This is a genomic window from Blastochloris tepida (assembly GCF_003966715.1).
Classification (GTDB): domain Bacteria; phylum Pseudomonadota; class Alphaproteobacteria; order Rhizobiales; family Xanthobacteraceae; genus Blastochloris; species Blastochloris tepida.
In genome coordinates this window covers 3,308,560-3,325,348 of the sequence record NZ_AP018907.1, presented here as the reverse complement: position 1 = coordinate 3,325,348, position 16,789 = coordinate 3,308,560, and the positions used below count along the sequence as shown (strand labels likewise).

General features: G+C 65.0%; 14 protein-coding genes. 8 read left to right on the top strand and 6 right to left on the bottom strand.

What is annotated here, in order from left to right:
• Position 1: 1 nt before the first annotated feature.
• From BLTE_RS15075 to BLTE_RS18305, 6 genes are all read right to left on the bottom strand, one after another.
• Positions 2–1,888: a hypothetical protein gene (locus tag BLTE_RS15075; RefSeq protein ID WP_126401462.1), complete on the bottom strand. Its 1,887-nt coding sequence runs from the start codon at positions 1,886–1,888 to the stop codon at positions 2–4.
• The gene (locus BLTE_RS15070) at positions 1,885–2,697 is read right to left on the bottom strand and encodes a phosphoadenosine phosphosulfate reductase family protein (RefSeq protein ID WP_126401461.1); all 813 of its coding nucleotides are present in this window, start codon (positions 2,695–2,697) and stop codon (positions 1,885–1,887) included. Before BLTE_RS15070 ends, BLTE_RS15075 begins: the two co-directional genes overlap by 4 nt.
• On the bottom strand, positions 2,694–5,888 hold the full coding sequence (locus BLTE_RS15065; RefSeq protein WP_126401460.1) for a hypothetical protein: 3,195 nt from the start codon (positions 5,886–5,888) through the stop codon (positions 2,694–2,696). The genes BLTE_RS15070 and BLTE_RS15065 overlap by 4 nt, the downstream gene beginning before the upstream one ends.
• The gene (locus tag BLTE_RS15060) at positions 5,885–6,814 is read right to left on the bottom strand and encodes a DUF4007 family protein (protein WP_126401459.1); all 930 of its coding nucleotides are present in this window, start codon (positions 6,812–6,814) and stop codon (positions 5,885–5,887) included. Before BLTE_RS15060 ends, BLTE_RS15065 begins: the two co-directional genes overlap by 4 nt.
• On the bottom strand, positions 6,811–8,004 hold the full coding sequence (locus BLTE_RS15055) for a cysteine desulfurase family protein (protein ID WP_160140640.1): 1,194 nt from the start codon (positions 8,002–8,004) through the stop codon (positions 6,811–6,813). The genes BLTE_RS15060 and BLTE_RS15055 overlap by 4 nt, the downstream gene beginning before the upstream one ends.
• A gap of 336 nt (positions 8,005–8,340) precedes the next feature.
• Entirely contained in the window at positions 8,341–8,553 is a 213-nt protein-coding gene (locus BLTE_RS18305) for a hypothetical protein (RefSeq protein ID WP_174769550.1), read from the bottom strand.
• A 219-nt stretch (positions 8,554–8,772) separates the two neighbouring features.
• On the opposite strand from BLTE_RS18305, the gene BLTE_RS15045 reads away from it, so the two are divergent.
• The 8 genes from BLTE_RS15045 (at position 8,773) to BLTE_RS15010 (ending at position 16,630) form a co-directional block, all read left to right on the top strand.
• Complete coding sequence (locus BLTE_RS15045; protein ID WP_126401457.1) at positions 8,773–9,090, top strand: DUF6634 family protein; 318 nt, start codon at positions 8,773–8,775, stop codon at positions 9,088–9,090.
• Positions 9,083–9,595, top strand: coding sequence for a hypothetical protein (locus BLTE_RS15040; protein ID WP_126401456.1), 513 nt, complete (start codon positions 9,083–9,085; stop codon positions 9,593–9,595). The genes BLTE_RS15045 and BLTE_RS15040 overlap by 8 nt, the downstream gene beginning before the upstream one ends.
• Before the next feature lie 141 nt (positions 9,596–9,736).
• On the top strand, positions 9,737–10,312 hold the full coding sequence (locus BLTE_RS15035) for a hypothetical protein (RefSeq protein ID WP_126401455.1): 576 nt from the start codon (positions 9,737–9,739) through the stop codon (positions 10,310–10,312).
• A 20-nt stretch (positions 10,313–10,332) separates the two neighbouring features.
• Positions 10,333–12,318, top strand: coding sequence for an AAA family ATPase (locus BLTE_RS15030; protein WP_126401454.1), 1,986 nt, complete (start codon positions 10,333–10,335; stop codon positions 12,316–12,318).
• Between the two features lie 729 nt (positions 12,319–13,047).
• On the top strand, positions 13,048–13,986 hold the full coding sequence (locus BLTE_RS15025; protein ID WP_126401453.1) for a hypothetical protein: 939 nt from the start codon (positions 13,048–13,050) through the stop codon (positions 13,984–13,986).
• A gap of 560 nt (positions 13,987–14,546) precedes the next feature.
• Positions 14,547–14,837: a hypothetical protein gene (locus tag BLTE_RS15020; protein ID WP_126401452.1), complete on the top strand. Its 291-nt coding sequence runs from the start codon at positions 14,547–14,549 to the stop codon at positions 14,835–14,837.
• Positions 14,838–14,922: 85 nt separating this feature from the next.
• Entirely contained in the window at positions 14,923–15,243 is a 321-nt protein-coding gene (locus BLTE_RS15015; protein WP_160140639.1) for a helix-turn-helix domain-containing protein, read from the top strand.
• Positions 15,244–15,376: 133 nt separating this feature from the next.
• Positions 15,377–16,630, top strand: coding sequence for a site-specific integrase (locus tag BLTE_RS15010; RefSeq protein ID WP_126401450.1), 1,254 nt, complete (start codon positions 15,377–15,379; stop codon positions 16,628–16,630).
• Positions 16,631–16,789 lie beyond the last annotated feature (159 nt).

Here is a 16,789-nt window from a genome sequence, read left to right as displayed (position 1 = left end):
CCTAGGCTCCGATGTCACGCCCGGCGATGCTGCCGTCGCGCATCACTGACAGGATACGGATCTGCTGCGCGTCACCGTCTTCCGGCGAGAAGCGCTGCTGATACTGCTGAATGAACGAGGATGCGGTCAGCGCGAAGTGCCTCACCTCCTGCTGGCACTGACGGGAGAAGCTGGACGGCAGGCTCCCGTCCGCGACGCGCATCAGGTATTCGAAGAGCAGCGGCCGCAGTTCCAAGGAGGCGCAGACGAGAGGCTTCTCTGTCATGCGCAGAGCCACCTGGAGCCTCGGGCGTCCTGTCGCGCGGTCGATGGAGGCCGATAATCTTTGAGAGCTGGCACCGCGCCGATCAACGGGAGGAAGCGTCGTGAATCGCCCGCTCGCGCCCTCGGCACGACCGATGGAGCGGGCAAGCCAGACCCTCTCTGTCTCATCAACCATCATCCCCGTCAGGGTTCGGTTGATGCCCTTGACTAAACGCTTCGTGATCGTCTCCGCGGCCGAGGCATCGGGCTCCCCGGCATTAGACAGCGCGTCCGCAAAGGCCAAGTAATCCCCGGCGTGATGGAAGATCGTCAGATGCCATGGAGAAAGCCGTCCGCCGTCGTCCGACCCGTCCATAAGGAAGAATAAGCGGCGGCGTTGCGCCTCCAGCGCGGCCATGAAGCGCTCGCCGTCCGCCGACGCCTCCGTCCCGGCCTTGTATGCGCGCAGCCGCTTATCGAAAAGTCGCGCCCCGTAGATCTTATCCCGCGCCTCCAGGGCTGCTGCGAGGTCCGCCGGCGCGCCATCCAGCAACAGGTTGTCCATCGGCGTGTTCGTCTCATACCCGATGCCGAAGGACTCAAACGCCGAAAAGACTGTCAGCGCACGCCGCTTCTCGGGCCTTACATTGAGCCCGACGGCGTTGTTGAATGGGTTGACGTGGCTGTAGTCCCCTTCCTTCGCCCTGCGTCGGGCTTCCGAACAATTCAGAAGCGGACGGTCCTTCCGTTTGGTGTCTCCAAGCAGGATGTTCACCGCAAGGATGAGGATTTGCCTGATCGGTACGTGTTGGTCGTTCAAGGCGGCGATCCGGATGGCTGCCTTCAGACGTCGACGGAATGTGTCGGCACCATCTGGTTTCTTGCCCTGCAGCAGCTTTCGGTTCATTTGGATGGGACAAGGATTCGCGCCCTCAGTCATCTGGGGGCACCCTTCGCATCCGGACTCCCACATCTTATGTGCGAGAATTCCGTCGAGGACGGCATCGATGGTTTCGCCCGTTACCGCGCGGCTGAGGTTCAACAGCCGAACGCGCAGAGAACCCTCCTCGGAGGTTTCCAGGTCCCGATGCAGCATATCCGTCAACGCCGTCAACACCGCCTCATAGCGGGCCATGCGCTCCGAGCCCCCGCCGGCGTTGTCACGGGCGTCGCGCCAAAACTTGAGGAGTTGCCCGTCGTTTGCGGCCACCAGGTAGAGCGTGTCCTGGTCCTCGCCGAGAAGGCATCGGGTGACGCCCTCTATTTCCTGCGCCTTGGCGGCGTCGGTAAGCTGACTGAGGTCGCGGATGATGCGCAGTGGCCGTCCGCCAAGGCGCATGCTGAGGATTCCGCCGTTGCCGGGCCACTCGGAGGGATCTCCACCCGCCAAGTCGAGGAAGAACTTTCGGATGTGATAGGTCTTTCCGTCACCGGCGGTGCCGGTGAGGATTACGCTGGTTGGGTTGTCACCCAAGAGCGCGTTCTTCATCGCCGCTAGTTTGGGCGCTGGCGCCTCGATAGGCGGCACGCCGTGCCTCGCGACAGCAGCCTGCACGTGCTCGTCGGCCAGGGCATCGGAAGATGGGGATGGGCCGTAGCTGGCCAGAAAGGCGACAAGTGGGTTTTCCGTCATGCCCGCGCTCATAGGTGGCAGATCGCGCAGCCGTCATCGTCCGACTTCGGCTTCATGGCGCGCCTGGACATATTCTCGATATCGGACAAGGAACGGCCGTCCACCCAGGTGTACCGACGACCGTTTCGCCCGCTCTCATAGGTTTTGGCTTTCTCGAAAAGATCCGGATGGCGCTCCCGCAGCCCCTGCCACTCACCGATCTGCTGATAGAAGCAGAAGTAGCAACCTGATCTGGATCGCCATTCATAGTATTCCGGCACCCCGAGTCCGCTCTCTTCAAGGATGCGCTTCACGTCATCGAAAGTTATTCCGTTATCCTTGAAGGGGTAGACCGGTGTGATGTTGGGCTGCTCCGAAAGCAACACCGGCTTCCCATTGCCGAGGTAGCCGGATCGTTTCTCATCGGCCCGGATGGCGATATACGAGTACGCGCGGTCCGAGCCGATGTGGCGCTCGAACGGGTGGATCTTCAGCATGCGCGTACACCACCTCGACCGGGGACTTGGAAGAAAGCCGGAAAAGTGGTCGTAAAGGACAACGTCGAACGGGTTCCGACCCGGCTTTTCCGCAATGCCGAGCATTTCCAGCGCGGTGATGCGGGTCACCTTTCGTCCGAGGACATGCTCCAGCCGTTCGAAATATTCATAGGTTTCCGGGAGTTCGGCGCCTGTGTCCGAGAAGAGGTATTCGAAAGGTACGTCCGGATGGCGCTGCGCCAAATAGATGGCAAGAGCCGTGCTGTCTTTTCCTCCCGACAACGGCACAATGTGGCGCGCCTCGGCATCACGGAGGGCATCCTCCATCTTTGCGACCGTGGTCATCTCGTACCCCTTGATGCCAGCTTCAACGGCGCTGCGCTTTCCCTGACGCACTTAAGTCTGGCCTGCAGCGCCTCGATGCGCGCCGTGATGAGGGGCTCCAGCCCCCGACCGGCCTTCGGATCGGACAGGGCCGCCTCCTCGATACGGGCTCGACATTCCCGCAGCGCCCTCCGGAGATGGGCAGACGTGCCATCCTCCCATCTTTCAATGCCCTGCCGCAGCAAGACGGAGCTGATCGCCCGAGCCAGACTCTCGGCTGAGTAGCGGCCGTTCGTTGTATCCAAGGCGGTACGGAGCACCGCCTTGTCGGTCATCGTCAAATCCTCCCGGCTGAGGAGCGACGGGACATCCAGGCATCCTATCCAGCCCTGGACATCGGCCACCGCGTCTTCCCCCCGGCGTAAACTCAGAATCTCTGCGACGACCTCCACGGCCTCGCGGACGTAGCCCTCTATGAGTCGATCCACGTCATTACGTGCTGTTTCCAGAATGCGCAGCGTCGACCCGTAAAGACTAAGCCGGGGAGTCCGCGCGCCGAAGGTTTCCGGCAGCGTGTCGAACAGCAATCTTGCCGGGTCGTCGCCATCTGCGAGCAGATTGAGCAACTTGCGTCCGTCGTCCGTGTGACGGCGGGAGCGGCGAATGCCTTCGGAAACCGTATGCCGCCAGGAGGTCAATGCGTCCACTGCGAACCGGACCGCCTCGTCGAGTGGCCCCGGTCTACGATGCGCGAAGATATAGGCCAGTTCGGAGAGATAGTTCATGGTCGCCTCGTCGGAGGGATGCACCTCAACCTCCACCGACTGCGGATCGAGGAACATTCGGCTCGCGTCAAAGCCCAATAAGTCGCCGGGATAGACGCCGCCTACGCGCAACGTCACCGCCCGAGCGAACGCCTTGAAACCGGCGACCACAATCACGGGCAGAACGCCGGTGGGTAAGCCAATGGGCGGCATGGCAAGGCCATTCACAAGCTCGCCCAAAGACTTCTTCCCGACAATGCTGAAGAAGTCGCGGACCCGTTCCCAGGCGACCCGCAGTCCAGGATCGCGCAGTTCCTCAGGGCGGGCGAACCGCCCCGCCTCGCCCTCGGACACATGTAATCCGGTGGCCTCCAGGATTGTGCGAAAAATCGACCCCTCAGCGGAGGTGAGTTCCTCTTTTCGATATCCGAGATGGGCGTGGTCAGCACTTTCCAGGATACGCGTAAGGATGCGGATGCGGGCCGTCTCCATCTGCCGCGACAAACGGTTTCGCATCAGCTGATCGTTCAAGATGCGGGGGGTCTTCGGGTATAGGTCATCCAGAAGGATGCTCGCCGCTACGCCCGCAGGATGATCGCGGTCCACCCGCAGACGCTCTCCGTCGCGCCACCATTCGGCGGCCGTCGGTCTGTCCGTGGTCAGGCGGTGCAATAGGATGGCAAGTTGGCGCCGCGCGACCGCAAGGAGTTCTGTAAGTTCCTGCCGAACCAGCGGATCCTCGGCCTCCAAGGAACTGTCGGCTTGGAGCGCCATGAGAGCATCGATCTCGATCGCGGCCTCGAACACGGAAACCGGCTCGGATGGCAGAACTACCAGTGCTAGGTCAGAGTTTGGCCAGCCGGCTTTTACGCGCCGACGCGCCTTCTCAAGCTCCTCGCCGGACTCGGCGAGTACGTAGAAAACTTGCCCCCACGGTGACTCGTTGGGAATTGCCGGAGGCGGTGGGGCACCCGTCGCCACATCGCCGGCTCGAACGTATCGGCCCGTGAGATATCGAGCCGTTCCCAACCGAAGATTATGGCCGATCGGGCGGACAAACGGCGCAGGGTGATGCCCCTCCAGAAACCGGATGAGGTCGAACGCCTCCATCCGCCTAGCTCGCTCCTCGCGAACGCGGTTCGCCAAGTCCACGTCGGCGCCGTGCCATATCGACACGTCGTCGTTCAGCCTGCGATGCAGCAGGAGCTTTCGCGTGACGAGCGCCTCCACCGCTGCTGCAGCGCGCTCAGCCACGAAGCCCTCTCGACTGGCAACGGCAGTCTCAAGCGCGGCCCGGGATAGCTTCCGCCGCTCGCCGTCCACGCCCATCTGCAGCAAGCAAGCCGCTGCCAACGTCTCGCGCTCCACGTCATCGGATGCGCGGCTTCGTGCCGTTTCAGTCTCCACCCATCGACGGTGCGAACCGCCGATGCCGACGTCGGAACGCATTGCCTCGGCGAATCCCTGATAAACCTCCTCCATGCCGACGGGGCGGCTCAGATCGGCGGAGTCGATGAAGCTGAATAGGCTGCGCTCGTTTTGACCGATGCGGGCCACAAGGCGAGGAAGGACGTGCAAGGCGGCTGCCGAAAACGGGTGAGCCCGTCTCAGCAGCCCCACCACTCTGCCCTCGTCAGTCATGCCGTCGAACCAACCTGCAGCGATGGCGCCGCGAGCAATACGTCGGAAAGCGGCTTCTTTCGGCGGAACGATCATGCCGGGCCGTCGCTCGGAGATGACTGCGGCCGCGAGTTCATAAAGCTCCTGGCTATCCTCGACGAACCGGATTTGCTCGAAGCGGCCCTCAATCTTCCGCCACTCGTTGCGGGAGGTCTGGTTCAGAACCGTCGCATAGGCGAGCAGGTTTTGGTGCAGCAGGAGCGTCAAACTCGCCGATGGCCCGTGCGACCGGACAGCCCATTCTGCAAGCCGCTGTACGGCGTCGAGTTCGCGCGACCGCCCCTCGTTGACGAGACCCTCAAGGTGTCGCCCGAACTCGTCCCATACGATGGCCAGCCGGTCGACACCTTCGATTGATTCCAGCGCATCGAGTGCAGCCCCAATATCGCGGACCTTCCTTGCCCCGACGGCCTCGCATAGCGCCGCCGGAAGGTCTCGTACATGACCGCTGAGAACGATGACCCGGCCTCTGTCTCTCCGCGTCATCCGGCGTTTGGCCGCAATGGCGAGGTCCGGATCCACCGGGCCGATCCTATTGACGACATCGGCAAGGATAGCCTTGTCGCGGTTTGAAACGAGCAGGCAGCCGACTCCTGCGGCCAGGGACTTTCCGCTGCCATAGGCGGCGATCACCATCCGGGCGCCGCTTTCCAGAACCGCGCGGACGACAGGAATCGAGCGCCGCGTGGGTTGATAGTGCGCCAGCCTGCGCGGATCGAGCAGGTCATCACGGAGATTGATCGAACGGAACCGGGAGACGGCGCTCATGCCACGTCTCCAATTCGGATGAAGTGCTGTTCAAGCCAATCGGCCATGTCACCCGTTGGCACGCGAAGCCTCCGCTCTGCCCCCAGCAAGTCCAGGGCTACGCCTCGGTTGCCGAAGTCTCGGGCGGCACACATCGCCAAGTCTTCGATGGATTCGGCGTCCAGTCCGTACACCGTGCCCGGGCCGCCTCCACGGCCGATCATCTCGGTCACCGACATGGATTCCTGACCGGCATCGGCGGCGGCAGCCCCTACGCAGGCGAGAAAGGCCTCGACCGGCACGTCGTCCAAGGGACGAATTTTCTCGAAACGGCCGGTGTCGGCATGCCTGACCACAAGCCCAAGATCCTGAAGTGGCGACGAAGTGCCGTCCTCGGGATCCTGCGGCTCGGCAGCGGCGGGCGTCGCGTAGGCTGCCAATAGACACGCTATGTCACGCTGCGCCACCGACAGGGACGGCTCGTTCACGGCGTGCAGGCGAAGATGGCGCCGGTAGGCATCGACGCAGGCCGCGCGGTCAAAATTGCGTTCCCGATAGTCCGAAAAAAACCAACCCCACACACTGCGCGGCCGCCGGGCAAGGTGTAGATGCACGAACCACCAAGTTGCCGGATACTCGAGATGCGGATCGTGCAGCCGAATGATGTCCGCCAGCCGGCTGGGGCGCAGACGCCGCGATCTGCGCCGCCCGGTATCGCAAGCGTCCTGCATCGCGAGACCGCTGGCCTCCATCCAATAGCGCAACGACTTCACCATACGACTGCCAAGACCGAGGTCGAGGATAGCCGCCTCGTCATCCGCGAAGGCCGATGCGTCGTCCTGAATGTAGGAAATCCCCTTTCCCAACCAGCCGTGCCGAATTGTGAAAGTCTCATGACGCCCGTACTCGAAGCGTCGGCGCTCGTTCGCCGCAGTTGTTGCCGTCATGCGCGCCCCCTCAACGAGCAGGCCACGGCGCGCGCCGCGCGCCGCGCCTCGTCAATGGTGTCGTAAGCGGAAAAGGAAAACCTGACACTGGAGAAAGCATCCGCCGCCGACAATCCCATTGCGCGAAGTACGTGGGACGGTTCTGGCTTGCCGCTTGAACAGGCGGAACCCAATGAGCAGGCGACGCCTAGCGCGTCGAGGCGGGCCACGATCTCCATTCCATCACATCCAGGGAATTGGATGTTTGATGTATTCGGAAGGCGGTGCGCAGTAACGCCGTTAACAATGATACCATTGTACATTGCCGCCAGTTCGTTCTCGAAGGCATCTCGCGTCGCGCTCATGCACGCGATGGCCTTATCGAGTGAACGTGCCCTGGTCGCAGCGGCGAGACCAAGACCGGCAATCCCAGGAACATTATGCGTGCCGGAACGCAACCCGCGTTCCTGGCCGCCGCCGTGCATGAGCGGACCGACACGGTTTTCATCGGGACTGACTAGGATGAGCGCTCCGGTGCCGTGCGGAGCGTGCAACTTGTGGCCGGAGAAAGAGACCGCGTCCAACCCAACCGCGGAAAGATCCATCCGGAGGCGACCGACCGCCTGAGCGGTGTCGCTGTGGAACAGAGCGTCGGGACGGGCCGTTCGGACGGCGGCCACCAAGTCCGCCACCGGCTGCACTACACCGGTCTCGCTGTTCGCCCATTGCACGCTAACCACTAATGGCCCCAGGGGGGCAGCCGCTGCAGCACGCCGGAGCGCCTCTGGGTCAATAATTCCGTCGCCAGAAACATCGACGACCATGAGCTTGCAGCCACGACGCGCCAGCGCCTCAGCGGGTCGCAAGACGGAAGCGTGTTCGACTCGGGATGTGATCACGCATCGCCATGCAGGGGTGGGGTCGCCTCCGCCGAGGATGATGTTGTTCGCCTCGGTGCCGCCCGATGTGAAGACGACGCCCTCTGACATCGCGCCGCTGACAAGATCACAGATATCGTCGCGCGCCCTCTCCAGGACTGCCCGCGCCTTCCCGCCAAGCCAGTGGGCGCTGGATGGATTCGCCCAGGTCTCGGCCATGGTTCGCGCGACGACATCCATAACCTCCGGCAGGGGCCGGGTTGTCGCGTTGTGATCAAGGTAGATGGGCGCCGGCAGCACAGGCGAATCGATGAACTGCGCAGCGGCGGTCATTGCATCATCCTTCTGATTCCGTGGCGAATTCCGGCTGAAGACAATCGGACCTGATCGCCCCCGCTCCGACTGCGGCGTTAACGTACACGTCATCTTGGCGTGAAATTCTAAGAGCTGCAGAACTATCAGATTGTTAAATTAGAGATTGCCCTCATCGACCTCGCGTTGTGAGGGGGCTTCAATTCCGACAACCCCCAGTCTCGACACTGCGGATGCTACCCCGGGACGTCCCATTCCAGCTCCGGTAAGGTCATCGCAACTGTGGATAAGTCCGCGGCGATTGGCTGATCCGTTTCGTTGCCCTCGAAGGTCCGCCCCGCCCGAAGTCGCGCCCTCCTATTTCACATTCCGCTCCAGCCACTCTCTGAGCGCGATCTCGGCGATCGCCGAGGCCGAGGTCTCCCGCTCTATGGCGGCGATCTTCACCGCCTTGACGGTGGCCGGGTCGAGGTAGGCCAGGAACTGGCGCTTGCCCGGTACCCGCGGCTCCGCCCGCGTCGGGGCCTTTTCGTCCTTCTTCGGCGCGCCGCTCTTTGCCTTTTCGGTCATCCGCATCTCCCGCCGGCGCGCTGGATGCGCGTCCGGACGATCAGGTCATCGGGTTAAACGCCCGCATGATGGCATACAAACTGTGATGCATCAATCCAAAAAGTGCATGCTATTATGCCATTGACTCCCGGCGGACGTTCCGTTTATGTTCTCACCGCGCCTCACGGGAGGCGCCGGGACGCGCGGCCGCCCCTCTGCCGGCCGCGACGGGAGACCGTCATGAGCCCCCTCGACAGCGCCTTGGAGATCGCCACCCTCCGCCGCCTCGCCGACGACATCGAGCGCATCCAGCGCGGCGAGGCCCCGACCGCCGCCGAACTCGAGACCGCGCCGCTCCTGAGCGGCTGGACGATCGAGCCGTCGCTGACGGCCTGCCTGTCCGGCGCGGTGTTCGGTCATCCGCGCCTGGGCTCGCGCTCCTTCATCCGGACATCGGCCGTCCACATCCTGTCGCGGGACGGCACGTGGGCCCGCACCTTTTCGCGGTTCTATCGCCTGGGCGATCCTGCGCTGCCGATGGAGGCCGGCCATGCCTGACTGGAGAGACCAACTCGTCGAGCGGCATCCGGACCTGTTCGAGATCGTGTTCGACGGACGGGTCCACCGTCCGGGTCTGCCGGCGGTCGGCGACGGCTGGCGCGACCTGGTCGAGCGCGCGGTCGCCCGCATTGCGGCGGCCGCAGGAGGATCGGCTTCGGCCATCAAGATCGACCAGATCAAGGAGAAGTTCGGCACCCTGCGCCTCTATTGGTCCGGCGAAGTGCCAGACGCCGTCCGGGACGCCATCGGCGAGGCCGTCGATCTGGCCGAGGCCCGCTCGGCGGTCACCTGCGAGGCCTGCGGCGCCCCCGGCGGGCTGTGGAATGACGACGGCTGGTACCGCACCGCCTGCGACCGCCACGGCAAGGGCCGGAAGGTGCCGATACGCCCCGGCTACGAAGGCCTCCTGCAGGTCTGGCGTCTGGACGGTCCCCCGCGCTGGGTCCGCTACGACCGCAACACCGACGCCTTCGTCGAGGTCGAGGCGCCGCCTGATCGCTGACCCTTCGGCCCGTCGTTCGGGTCCGGCTCCTTCGAGCCCAGAACCTTCGAGCCTCGTCGTGGCGCGCCTCCTTGCGCCGCGACCGCCGGTTCGCGCCCGCGGGCATCGGCCCGCGCGGCGCCATGATCGATGGAGTGTATCGTGTCCCGTTTCCTGATGAGTCCCAAGTCCGCGGAGCCGCTGCGGGTCCGCCACCGCCTGGTCCATGACGCCCTGATCCTGGCCGCGCTCGACCCCGATGTTCGCGCCATCGAGGCCGCGCCGGTCGAGATCGCCGGAACCCCGGCGCCGGTGGACGTCATCGTCCTGGGCCGCACCGACGGCCGGTTCGTGCTGGATGTGCCCGAAGCGCATCCGCGCGACCTGGATGCCGCTGGCCTCGCGCTGTTGGCGATCGAATCCTTGAATCTGCCGACGCTGTCCTTCCCCGCCCCGGACATCCGGCGCCAGCCGCGGTGGAGCAACGCCGTCCTGGTGTGGGACGCCCGCGCCGTCCGCGTGCCGGTGGACGCCCGCGTCCAGGTTCTGGCCGCGCTCGCCGAAGCCGGAACCTTGACGCTGCACGAGGCGGCGCAGGCGACGGGCCTCGTTCGCGGCCCGGTGTCGGCGGTGCTGGCGCTGGCCTGCGCCGATCTGCTGGCGATCGACCTCGACGACGGGCCGCTCGGCCCCGAGACCCGGGTCCGCCGAATCCCGTCGCGGGAGGACGCACGATGAGCAAGACCTCGTTGCACAGATTGCGGCACGCCGCCGGGGACGCCGCCGGACTGGGCCTGGATGCGCTCATCGGCGATGACGAGACATCCGGCGCCGCTGAGCAGGCGTCCCGGGGCGCGGCGGGAGCCCCAGCCGCCAAGCCGGCGCGGTCCAGGCATCTCGTGCACCCGAAGGTCGCGCTCGCCACGGCCGCCCTTCACGCCGCGGCCGACGGACGACTTCGCCGCCGCCTCCGGCGGGGCGGCCCGCTCGCCATCATCGTCGAGGTGCCCGGCGGCGACTGGGTGCCGCCAGTGCGCGAGGCGGTCGGCGCGTTGTTGCCGGCGCTCGCCCACGACGCCAGCCGCAACCGAAGCGGACGGAAGGTGCCGTCCGACCAGACGGAGGAGATCGCCGAGGCGCTCACGCTGGGGCCGGCGTTCGTCGTGGCGGTGTCGGCCCAGGACGTGCCGCCGATCCTGGCCGCCGTGGTGGACATCCGCATCCGGCTGCGGGTCGATGGGCGCGTGGTGCGCGACGCCATGCGCCGCTGCCTGCGCGGCCGCCTGCCGCGGGCCGTGCCGGACGACCTCATCGCCGGGCTGAGCTTCCACGACATCCTGTCCTGCCTGCGCATGGGCGAGACGCCCCTGCGGGCGATGGCGCGGCTCCGCCGCCTGGGCGAGCCCCTGGCCGAGTCCCAGTCCCTGCCGGCGCTGGCGGACGCCGTCGTCTACGGCCCCGCGCGCGCGTGGGGGCTCGATCTCGCCCGGGATCTGGCCGACTGGCGCGCCGGACGGATCCCGTTCTCCGCGGTCGACCGGGGAGCCGTGCTTTACGGCCCGCCCGGCACCGGCAAGACCATGTTCGCGCGAATCCTTGCCCGGACCTGCGGAGTCCCGTTGGTCGCCAGTTCGGTCGGCGAACTGTTCGCCGTGTCGTCCGGCGACCTGGGCGCGGTGATCCGGGCCGCCCGCGCGGTGTTCGACCGGGCGCACGCGGCCGCCCCGTGCATCCTGTTCCTGGACGAGCTGGATGCCCTGCCGAGCAGGGACAGGATGTCCGACCGCGGACGGGATTGGTGGACGCCGGTGATCACCGACTTCCTCACCCAGATCGACGGCGCGGTGGGCGGCCGCGAAGGACTCGTCGTCGTCGCCGCCACGAACCGCATCCAGGATATCGAGCCCGCGTTGATGCGCCCCGGACGTCTGGAGCGCGCCATCGAAATCCCGGCGCCCGAGCCCGAGGGCTTGGCCTGGGTGCTGCGCCACCACATGGGCGCCGACATCGCGGCGCCCGACGATGCGGTGCTGCGCCTCGCCCAGGCCGCCCGCGGCGCCACGCCGGCCGACGCCATGGGCTGGGTCCGGGCGGCCCGCCGCCGAGCCCGGCGCGAAGGGCGCGCGCCCACCTTCGCCGATATCGAATCCGAGGTGAGTCCTTCTGATCCCCGGTCGCCGGCGGACATCCGGCGGGCGGCGATCCACGAGGCGGGCCATGCCGTCGCCGCCGTTCGCCTTGGCCTGGGGACGGTCCGGTCGATCTCGCTCGTCAGCTTCGGCTTCGCCGTCGGCAGCGTCGCCATCGAGCGGCGGCCGATGTCGGTGCTGCGGCGCGCCGACATCGAGGCGGACGTCGTCGGGCTGCTCGCCGGGCGCGCCGCCGAGATCGTGCTGCTCGGCTGCCCGTCGGCCGGCGCCGGCGGCGCCGCGGAGTCCGACCTGGGCCGGGCGACGGACGCGCTCGTCCGGTTGCACGGCACGTTCGGGCTGGGCGACACACTTGCCTATCGGTCCGACATCGAGGCCGCCGGCGCCGCCGTCCTGGACCCGGCGCTGCTCCGCGCCGTCGAGGCGGACCTCCAGCGGCTCCAGGAGGCTGCCGAGGCGCTGGTGCGGGCCCACCGCGCGACGATCGAGGCGCTGGCCGACGCGCTGGTCCGGCATCGGGTGCTGGGCGCGGACGAGATCGCGAGGCTCGTCCACGGAGGCGGCAGGCGGATCAGGCGGGGAAAGCGCCCGTAGGATTCGAGGGCGTTAAGATGATGACCGCTTCATCGGAAGGGCGGCGCCGTCCGGGTCAGACGGCGCCGCCCGCTCGGGCCGACGGCCCGAAGGATGCCTTGCTCGAAGGAAACCTGGAACGTGTCAAACGGTACACTGGGCCATTCGGCGACCCTGATAGAGACCTCGCCGAGGTTCGCCGCCACGTGAGTTTTTCCGACACGGGCGGGGAGACGCTTCAGGCTACTGAAGGCATCTTCGGCAGCACCACCAGAGTCATCCGGGGCCTTGTTAAAACCGGAATGCGACCCGCAGGCCATCGGAGCAAGCTTCTATCGGAAGAGAGACATTGCCAATGCATAAAAACGAAGATGGGCGCAGCTGCAACGAACGCCGAGTAGTGAGGTTTTGTTGACAAGACGCCTATTTCCAATGGAAAAACAAATTTTGAGTTTATCGACCCCCATGCTATTTTTAACAAACTGAGCGACGCTGACCGCAATTAAATCAATTGGGTGCAAGCTCAGCAATCCCCTCATTTTTTATGATGATATTTCAATGACTTGACATTACCAGACTTGAATTGCTGCTCGATTGCCGTTGGCCGTCACCTCCGCACACAGCCATTTTTCGGCGCGGCGGTATGGTGGGACAAAGGGGCGAGTCACGATTCAATTCCTCCGCGGGTAGTTTTAGAAGTTCATGTGGTTTTCATGAGTCAAAAATGAGGGGATTCATGAGGGGTGCAAGATGGATGTTGCCATCGAATTTGCTGCAGATATAGTAGACCGCTTTGAGGAGTTTTTGACTGAGAATGGAATAAGCATTCCTCGGCACAAACAATCAAATGCCGACATGCTGCCGCTTTGGCAAATTTTAAAGCAAACCAAAGACGGAGAAGGTTTGCGTCAGACTGACAATTATAATTTATTTTCTGCCGCGGTTGCGGTTCACGATTTTGCTTCAAAGATATTGACAATTAAGGACATGCCAGAATTTAGTAATATACTTCCACATCTGAGAATGTTATCTAGTGGAGCTGTCTACCTGACAAGTGACCCCCCAGCTTCATCGGACGTTTATAATAAACTAATTGAGGTTTATTGGGCGAGCCTCTGCCTTGGTAAGGGCATCAATGTTAGCCTGGACCACCCTGTTCATTCAACTGGCGTGAATCCAGATGTAATCACATTAGACTCGAAGGGCGACGCTGTTCATGCGTACGCATTTAAGACAATTCGTTCAAAATACACACAAAGTATTTTGGATCATATCCAGCGAGGTGTAGAGCAGATAGAGGCCTCCAGCGCCGGAACTGGTATTGTCGCCTTGCATCTCACTCCAAGATTTCAAATTAGTTCGTTGTTTCCGGAAGGCTATTTATTTGATCGTTGGGAATGCGGCGTTGCGTATGTAGCCGGCGCAGTAAGAGCGATGGTGACTCAGGTTGTTTGCGAGAATGGCCAATCAGCAATTGACAATATTTTTATAAAAAAGAAAGCGGTCGGCGCTGTGCTGTGTTTAGCGTTTATTCCTGTCGTTGCCAAGCACCCGGAAACTGGATTAAATACTTTTATGCCTCTTAAGATTTGTGTTATCGTAAAACTTTCTTCGAGCGTTCAATTGCCAATGTCGCTAATGGGCGAGCTTTATGAAATTAACGATGCGATGCAGAAATTTTTGGGCTAATTCGATGAGGGCCGATGCGCCGCCAGTGATAGCCAAATAGTTTTGTTGTGTAAGTATTGCAAAAAACGTATTTAATTTGAAAGAAGATTACACGTTTATGTGTTATATTCGTGCTATTCTAGACAATCATTTTAATCTATATGAAAGAAAGAAGCCGAGGCAGCCGCTGGAGCTTGGGGGGGGCCTCATCTTGTGGCCTTTGCGATACATCGCAGCAACATATCTGACGCGGATCTCGCAGGCCAACCACATCTGCCTGAGATGCCCAAGCCGAGCGAATGTCCGCTCGGCCATCCAACGCCGCCACAGCAGGACGAATCCTTTCGCCACACCCGGGTGATCCGGACCATCGACGAGATCGCTCCGCCGCCCATTAATTGCATGCTAGCACACTATTGACGGCGCGCCCCGTTCATTTTATGTTCTCATCAGCGTCGGGCGGCCCGGACGGCCCGCGCCCCCGGTCGCGACGGCGAGCCCGCCGCCTGCGAGCCGAAGGGCGACCGTCGTTCCGACGCAGCCGCGCGATCTCAAGGATTCGTTGACACGGGAGACCTCCGATGCCCGTCCGTGCCACCCCCGTCCCGTTGCCGCCGCGCATCGCCGCGCGCCCCGACCCGGCGCAGTGGGGCGCCGACGAGCTTCTGACCTTCGCGGAGGCGGCGGCGCTGTTCTGGCCGTACGGGCCGCTGACGGCGACGTCGCTGCGCACGGCCTACCGCCAGGGACTCGTCGACGTGGTGATGATCGCCCGGAAGGTTTTCGTCACGCCGGCGGCGCTCGCGCGGATGACCGCGCAGGCCACCCGGCCGGCTCCGGCGCGGTCCGGGGAGGCCGTCGATGGAAAGTAAAACGCAAGAATTCGTCCAGGGCCCGACGGCGGATGAGCCTCCCCCAGCGGAAGGTTGCGGTCATGCCCCTCCTGCGCCAGAGCTGATGCGCCGACGGCACGACCCGCTCATCCGGGTCCGCCGCCGGCCCGACCCGGCGGCCTGGCCGTCCGACGCGCCGATCACGGTGACGGAGGCGGCGGCGCTGGCCGGGGTCGGCGAGACGTCCGTCAGGACGGCGATCCGCCGCGGGCTGCTGCCTTCGGCCCGGATCGCCGGGCATCTCCTCGTCACCCCGTCCGGGGTGGCGGCCTGGCGGCACGGACCGGCGCCGCGAACGCGACGCCCCGGGGTCCGGCCCGTCGACCGGCGGGCCGCCGATCTCGAGCGGCTGCTCGCGGCCCTGGCCGCGGACCCCAAGAGCTGAGGCTCCGGCGCACGCGCCGGCGCCGGGGGCGACACCCCAACGAAAACGGCCCCGCCTTTCGGCAGGGCCGCCCTTCAACCGGCGCGCGGCACATCCTGGCAGATTCCCGCGCGCCCGTCAGGAACAGACTATCATGAACCCCTGGGCTGAAACCAGACGCATTTCCGACCTCATGAACGCCGCCGCCTTGCCCAGCATCGCGCTGGGCGAGGCGCACCTCCTCGTGGAGAAGCCCCACCAGTTGGTGCGGCGCGGCGCGACCTGGTGCATCTACTCCGGCTCCGAGTACGTCGCGTCGTGCCACACCCGGGACCGGGCCGAGGCGGAGCAGATCCTGGACCTGTTTCGCCGGCAGGAGGAGGCCAAGCGCCTGGGCATCTGCGCCCCGGAGCGCGCGCCGGTGGTGGACGTGGTCATCGCGTTCGTCCAGTCGACGGGCGGGCCGCGGCGCCGGCTCGTGGTCACCCAAATGAAGTGGCTGGCGGAGCACGTGGCCGGGCGCCGGCTGTGCGACCTCGGCGGGTGCTGGGGACCCGACGCCGAGGCGGCGCTGTTGCAGGCCGGCCTGTCGCAGAACTCGGTCTGCGACAGCTTCCGGACGTTGGCCCAGGCGGTCCGGCGCTGGTACACGTCCAAGGGGCTGCCGCCCATCGTGCCGTTCCCGATCCCGGCGCGCGGAGCGCCCCGGGAGCGCGTGATGGGCGCGGACGAGCAGGCGCGGCTGCTGCGCCACTGCGACGGCGACGAGGTCTACGATGTCGCGACGGGCACGTGGTCGCCGACCCGGGCGGGGCAGCGGATCTCGTCGTGGGAGCGGCACGCCCGCCGGATGGCCGGGCGGGCGGTCAGGCTCGGCCTGGCGACCGGCTCCCGGCCCGGGCGGCTCGCCAATCTCGCCTGGGCGCCGCACCGGGCGGGCGGCCACATCGACGTCGAGCGGGGCGTGCTGCACCGCACGCCGGTCGGGGCTTCGGCCAGCGAGATCAAGGCGGCGCCGCCGGTCCTGCTGTCGCCGGAGCTGCTGGCGGAGGTCCGGCGGTGGCGCGCCGAGGGCGCCCCCGGCGAGAAATGGGTGATCCGGACGTGCACCGGCGAGCGGCCCGCCAAGGGGATCGCGGACCTCATGGCGGCGGCCTGCGCGGCGGTGGGAATTCGCGGGTTGCGGCCGCATGATTTGCGGCGGACGGCGATCACGGCGATGTCGAGACGCGGCGTGCCGGCGGCGGTCATCGCCGACGTCGTCGGCATCACCGTTCCCGTCCTGAGGCGTCATTACAACGTCTCCGACGCGCGGGTGACGCAGCCCCTGGCCCATGCGGCGATGGACGCCGTGATGCGCGAGGGCATCGTGGGCTACGTCGCCGATCAAGACGCGACGCGCGGCTGAGCCCGCTCCTGGCCATTTTCCGACGCCGCCGGCCGTTCGGCCGGCGGCGTTTTTTATTGCGCGCGCCAGCCTCGGGGGGCGATTTCATCGGCGCATGCGCGCCGGGCGGCCAGGGGCTGGTTTCAGGATGTTTTGCGGCGTTTGGCGGCGTCCGCCGCG

Coding starts and splice junctions, on each gene's coding strand:
- BLTE_RS15060 (WP_126401459.1), bottom strand. CDS start 6,814: ATGACGGCAACAACTGCGGCGAACGAGCGCCGACGCTTCGAGTACGGG.
- BLTE_RS15055 (WP_160140640.1), bottom strand. CDS start 8,004: ATGACCGCCGCTGCGCAGTTCATCGATTCGCCTGTGCTGCCGGCGCCC.
- BLTE_RS15075 (WP_126401462.1), bottom strand. CDS start 1,888: ATGAGCGCGGGCATGACGGAAAACCCACTTGTCGCCTTTCTGGCCAGC.
- BLTE_RS15065 (WP_126401460.1), bottom strand. CDS start 5,888: ATGAGCGCCGTCTCCCGGTTCCGTTCGATCAATCTCCGTGATGACCTG.
- BLTE_RS15045 (WP_126401457.1), top strand. CDS start 8,773: ATGAGCCCCCTCGACAGCGCCTTGGAGATCGCCACCCTCCGCCGCCTC.
- BLTE_RS15025 (WP_126401453.1), top strand. CDS start 13,048: ATGGATGTTGCCATCGAATTTGCTGCAGATATAGTAGACCGCTTTGAG.
- BLTE_RS15010 (WP_126401450.1), top strand. CDS start 15,377: ATGAACCCCTGGGCTGAAACCAGACGCATTTCCGACCTCATGAACGCC.
- BLTE_RS15020 (WP_126401452.1), top strand. CDS start 14,547: ATGCCCGTCCGTGCCACCCCCGTCCCGTTGCCGCCGCGCATCGCCGCG.
- BLTE_RS15070 (WP_126401461.1), bottom strand. CDS start 2,697: ATGACCACGGTCGCAAAGATGGAGGATGCCCTCCGTGATGCCGAGGCG.
- BLTE_RS15015 (WP_160140639.1), top strand. CDS start 14,923: ATGCGCCGACGGCACGACCCGCTCATCCGGGTCCGCCGCCGGCCCGAC.
- BLTE_RS18305 (WP_174769550.1), bottom strand. CDS start 8,553: ATGACCGAAAAGGCAAAGAGCGGCGCGCCGAAGAAGGACGAAAAGGCC.
- BLTE_RS15040 (WP_126401456.1), top strand. CDS start 9,083: ATGCCTGACTGGAGAGACCAACTCGTCGAGCGGCATCCGGACCTGTTC.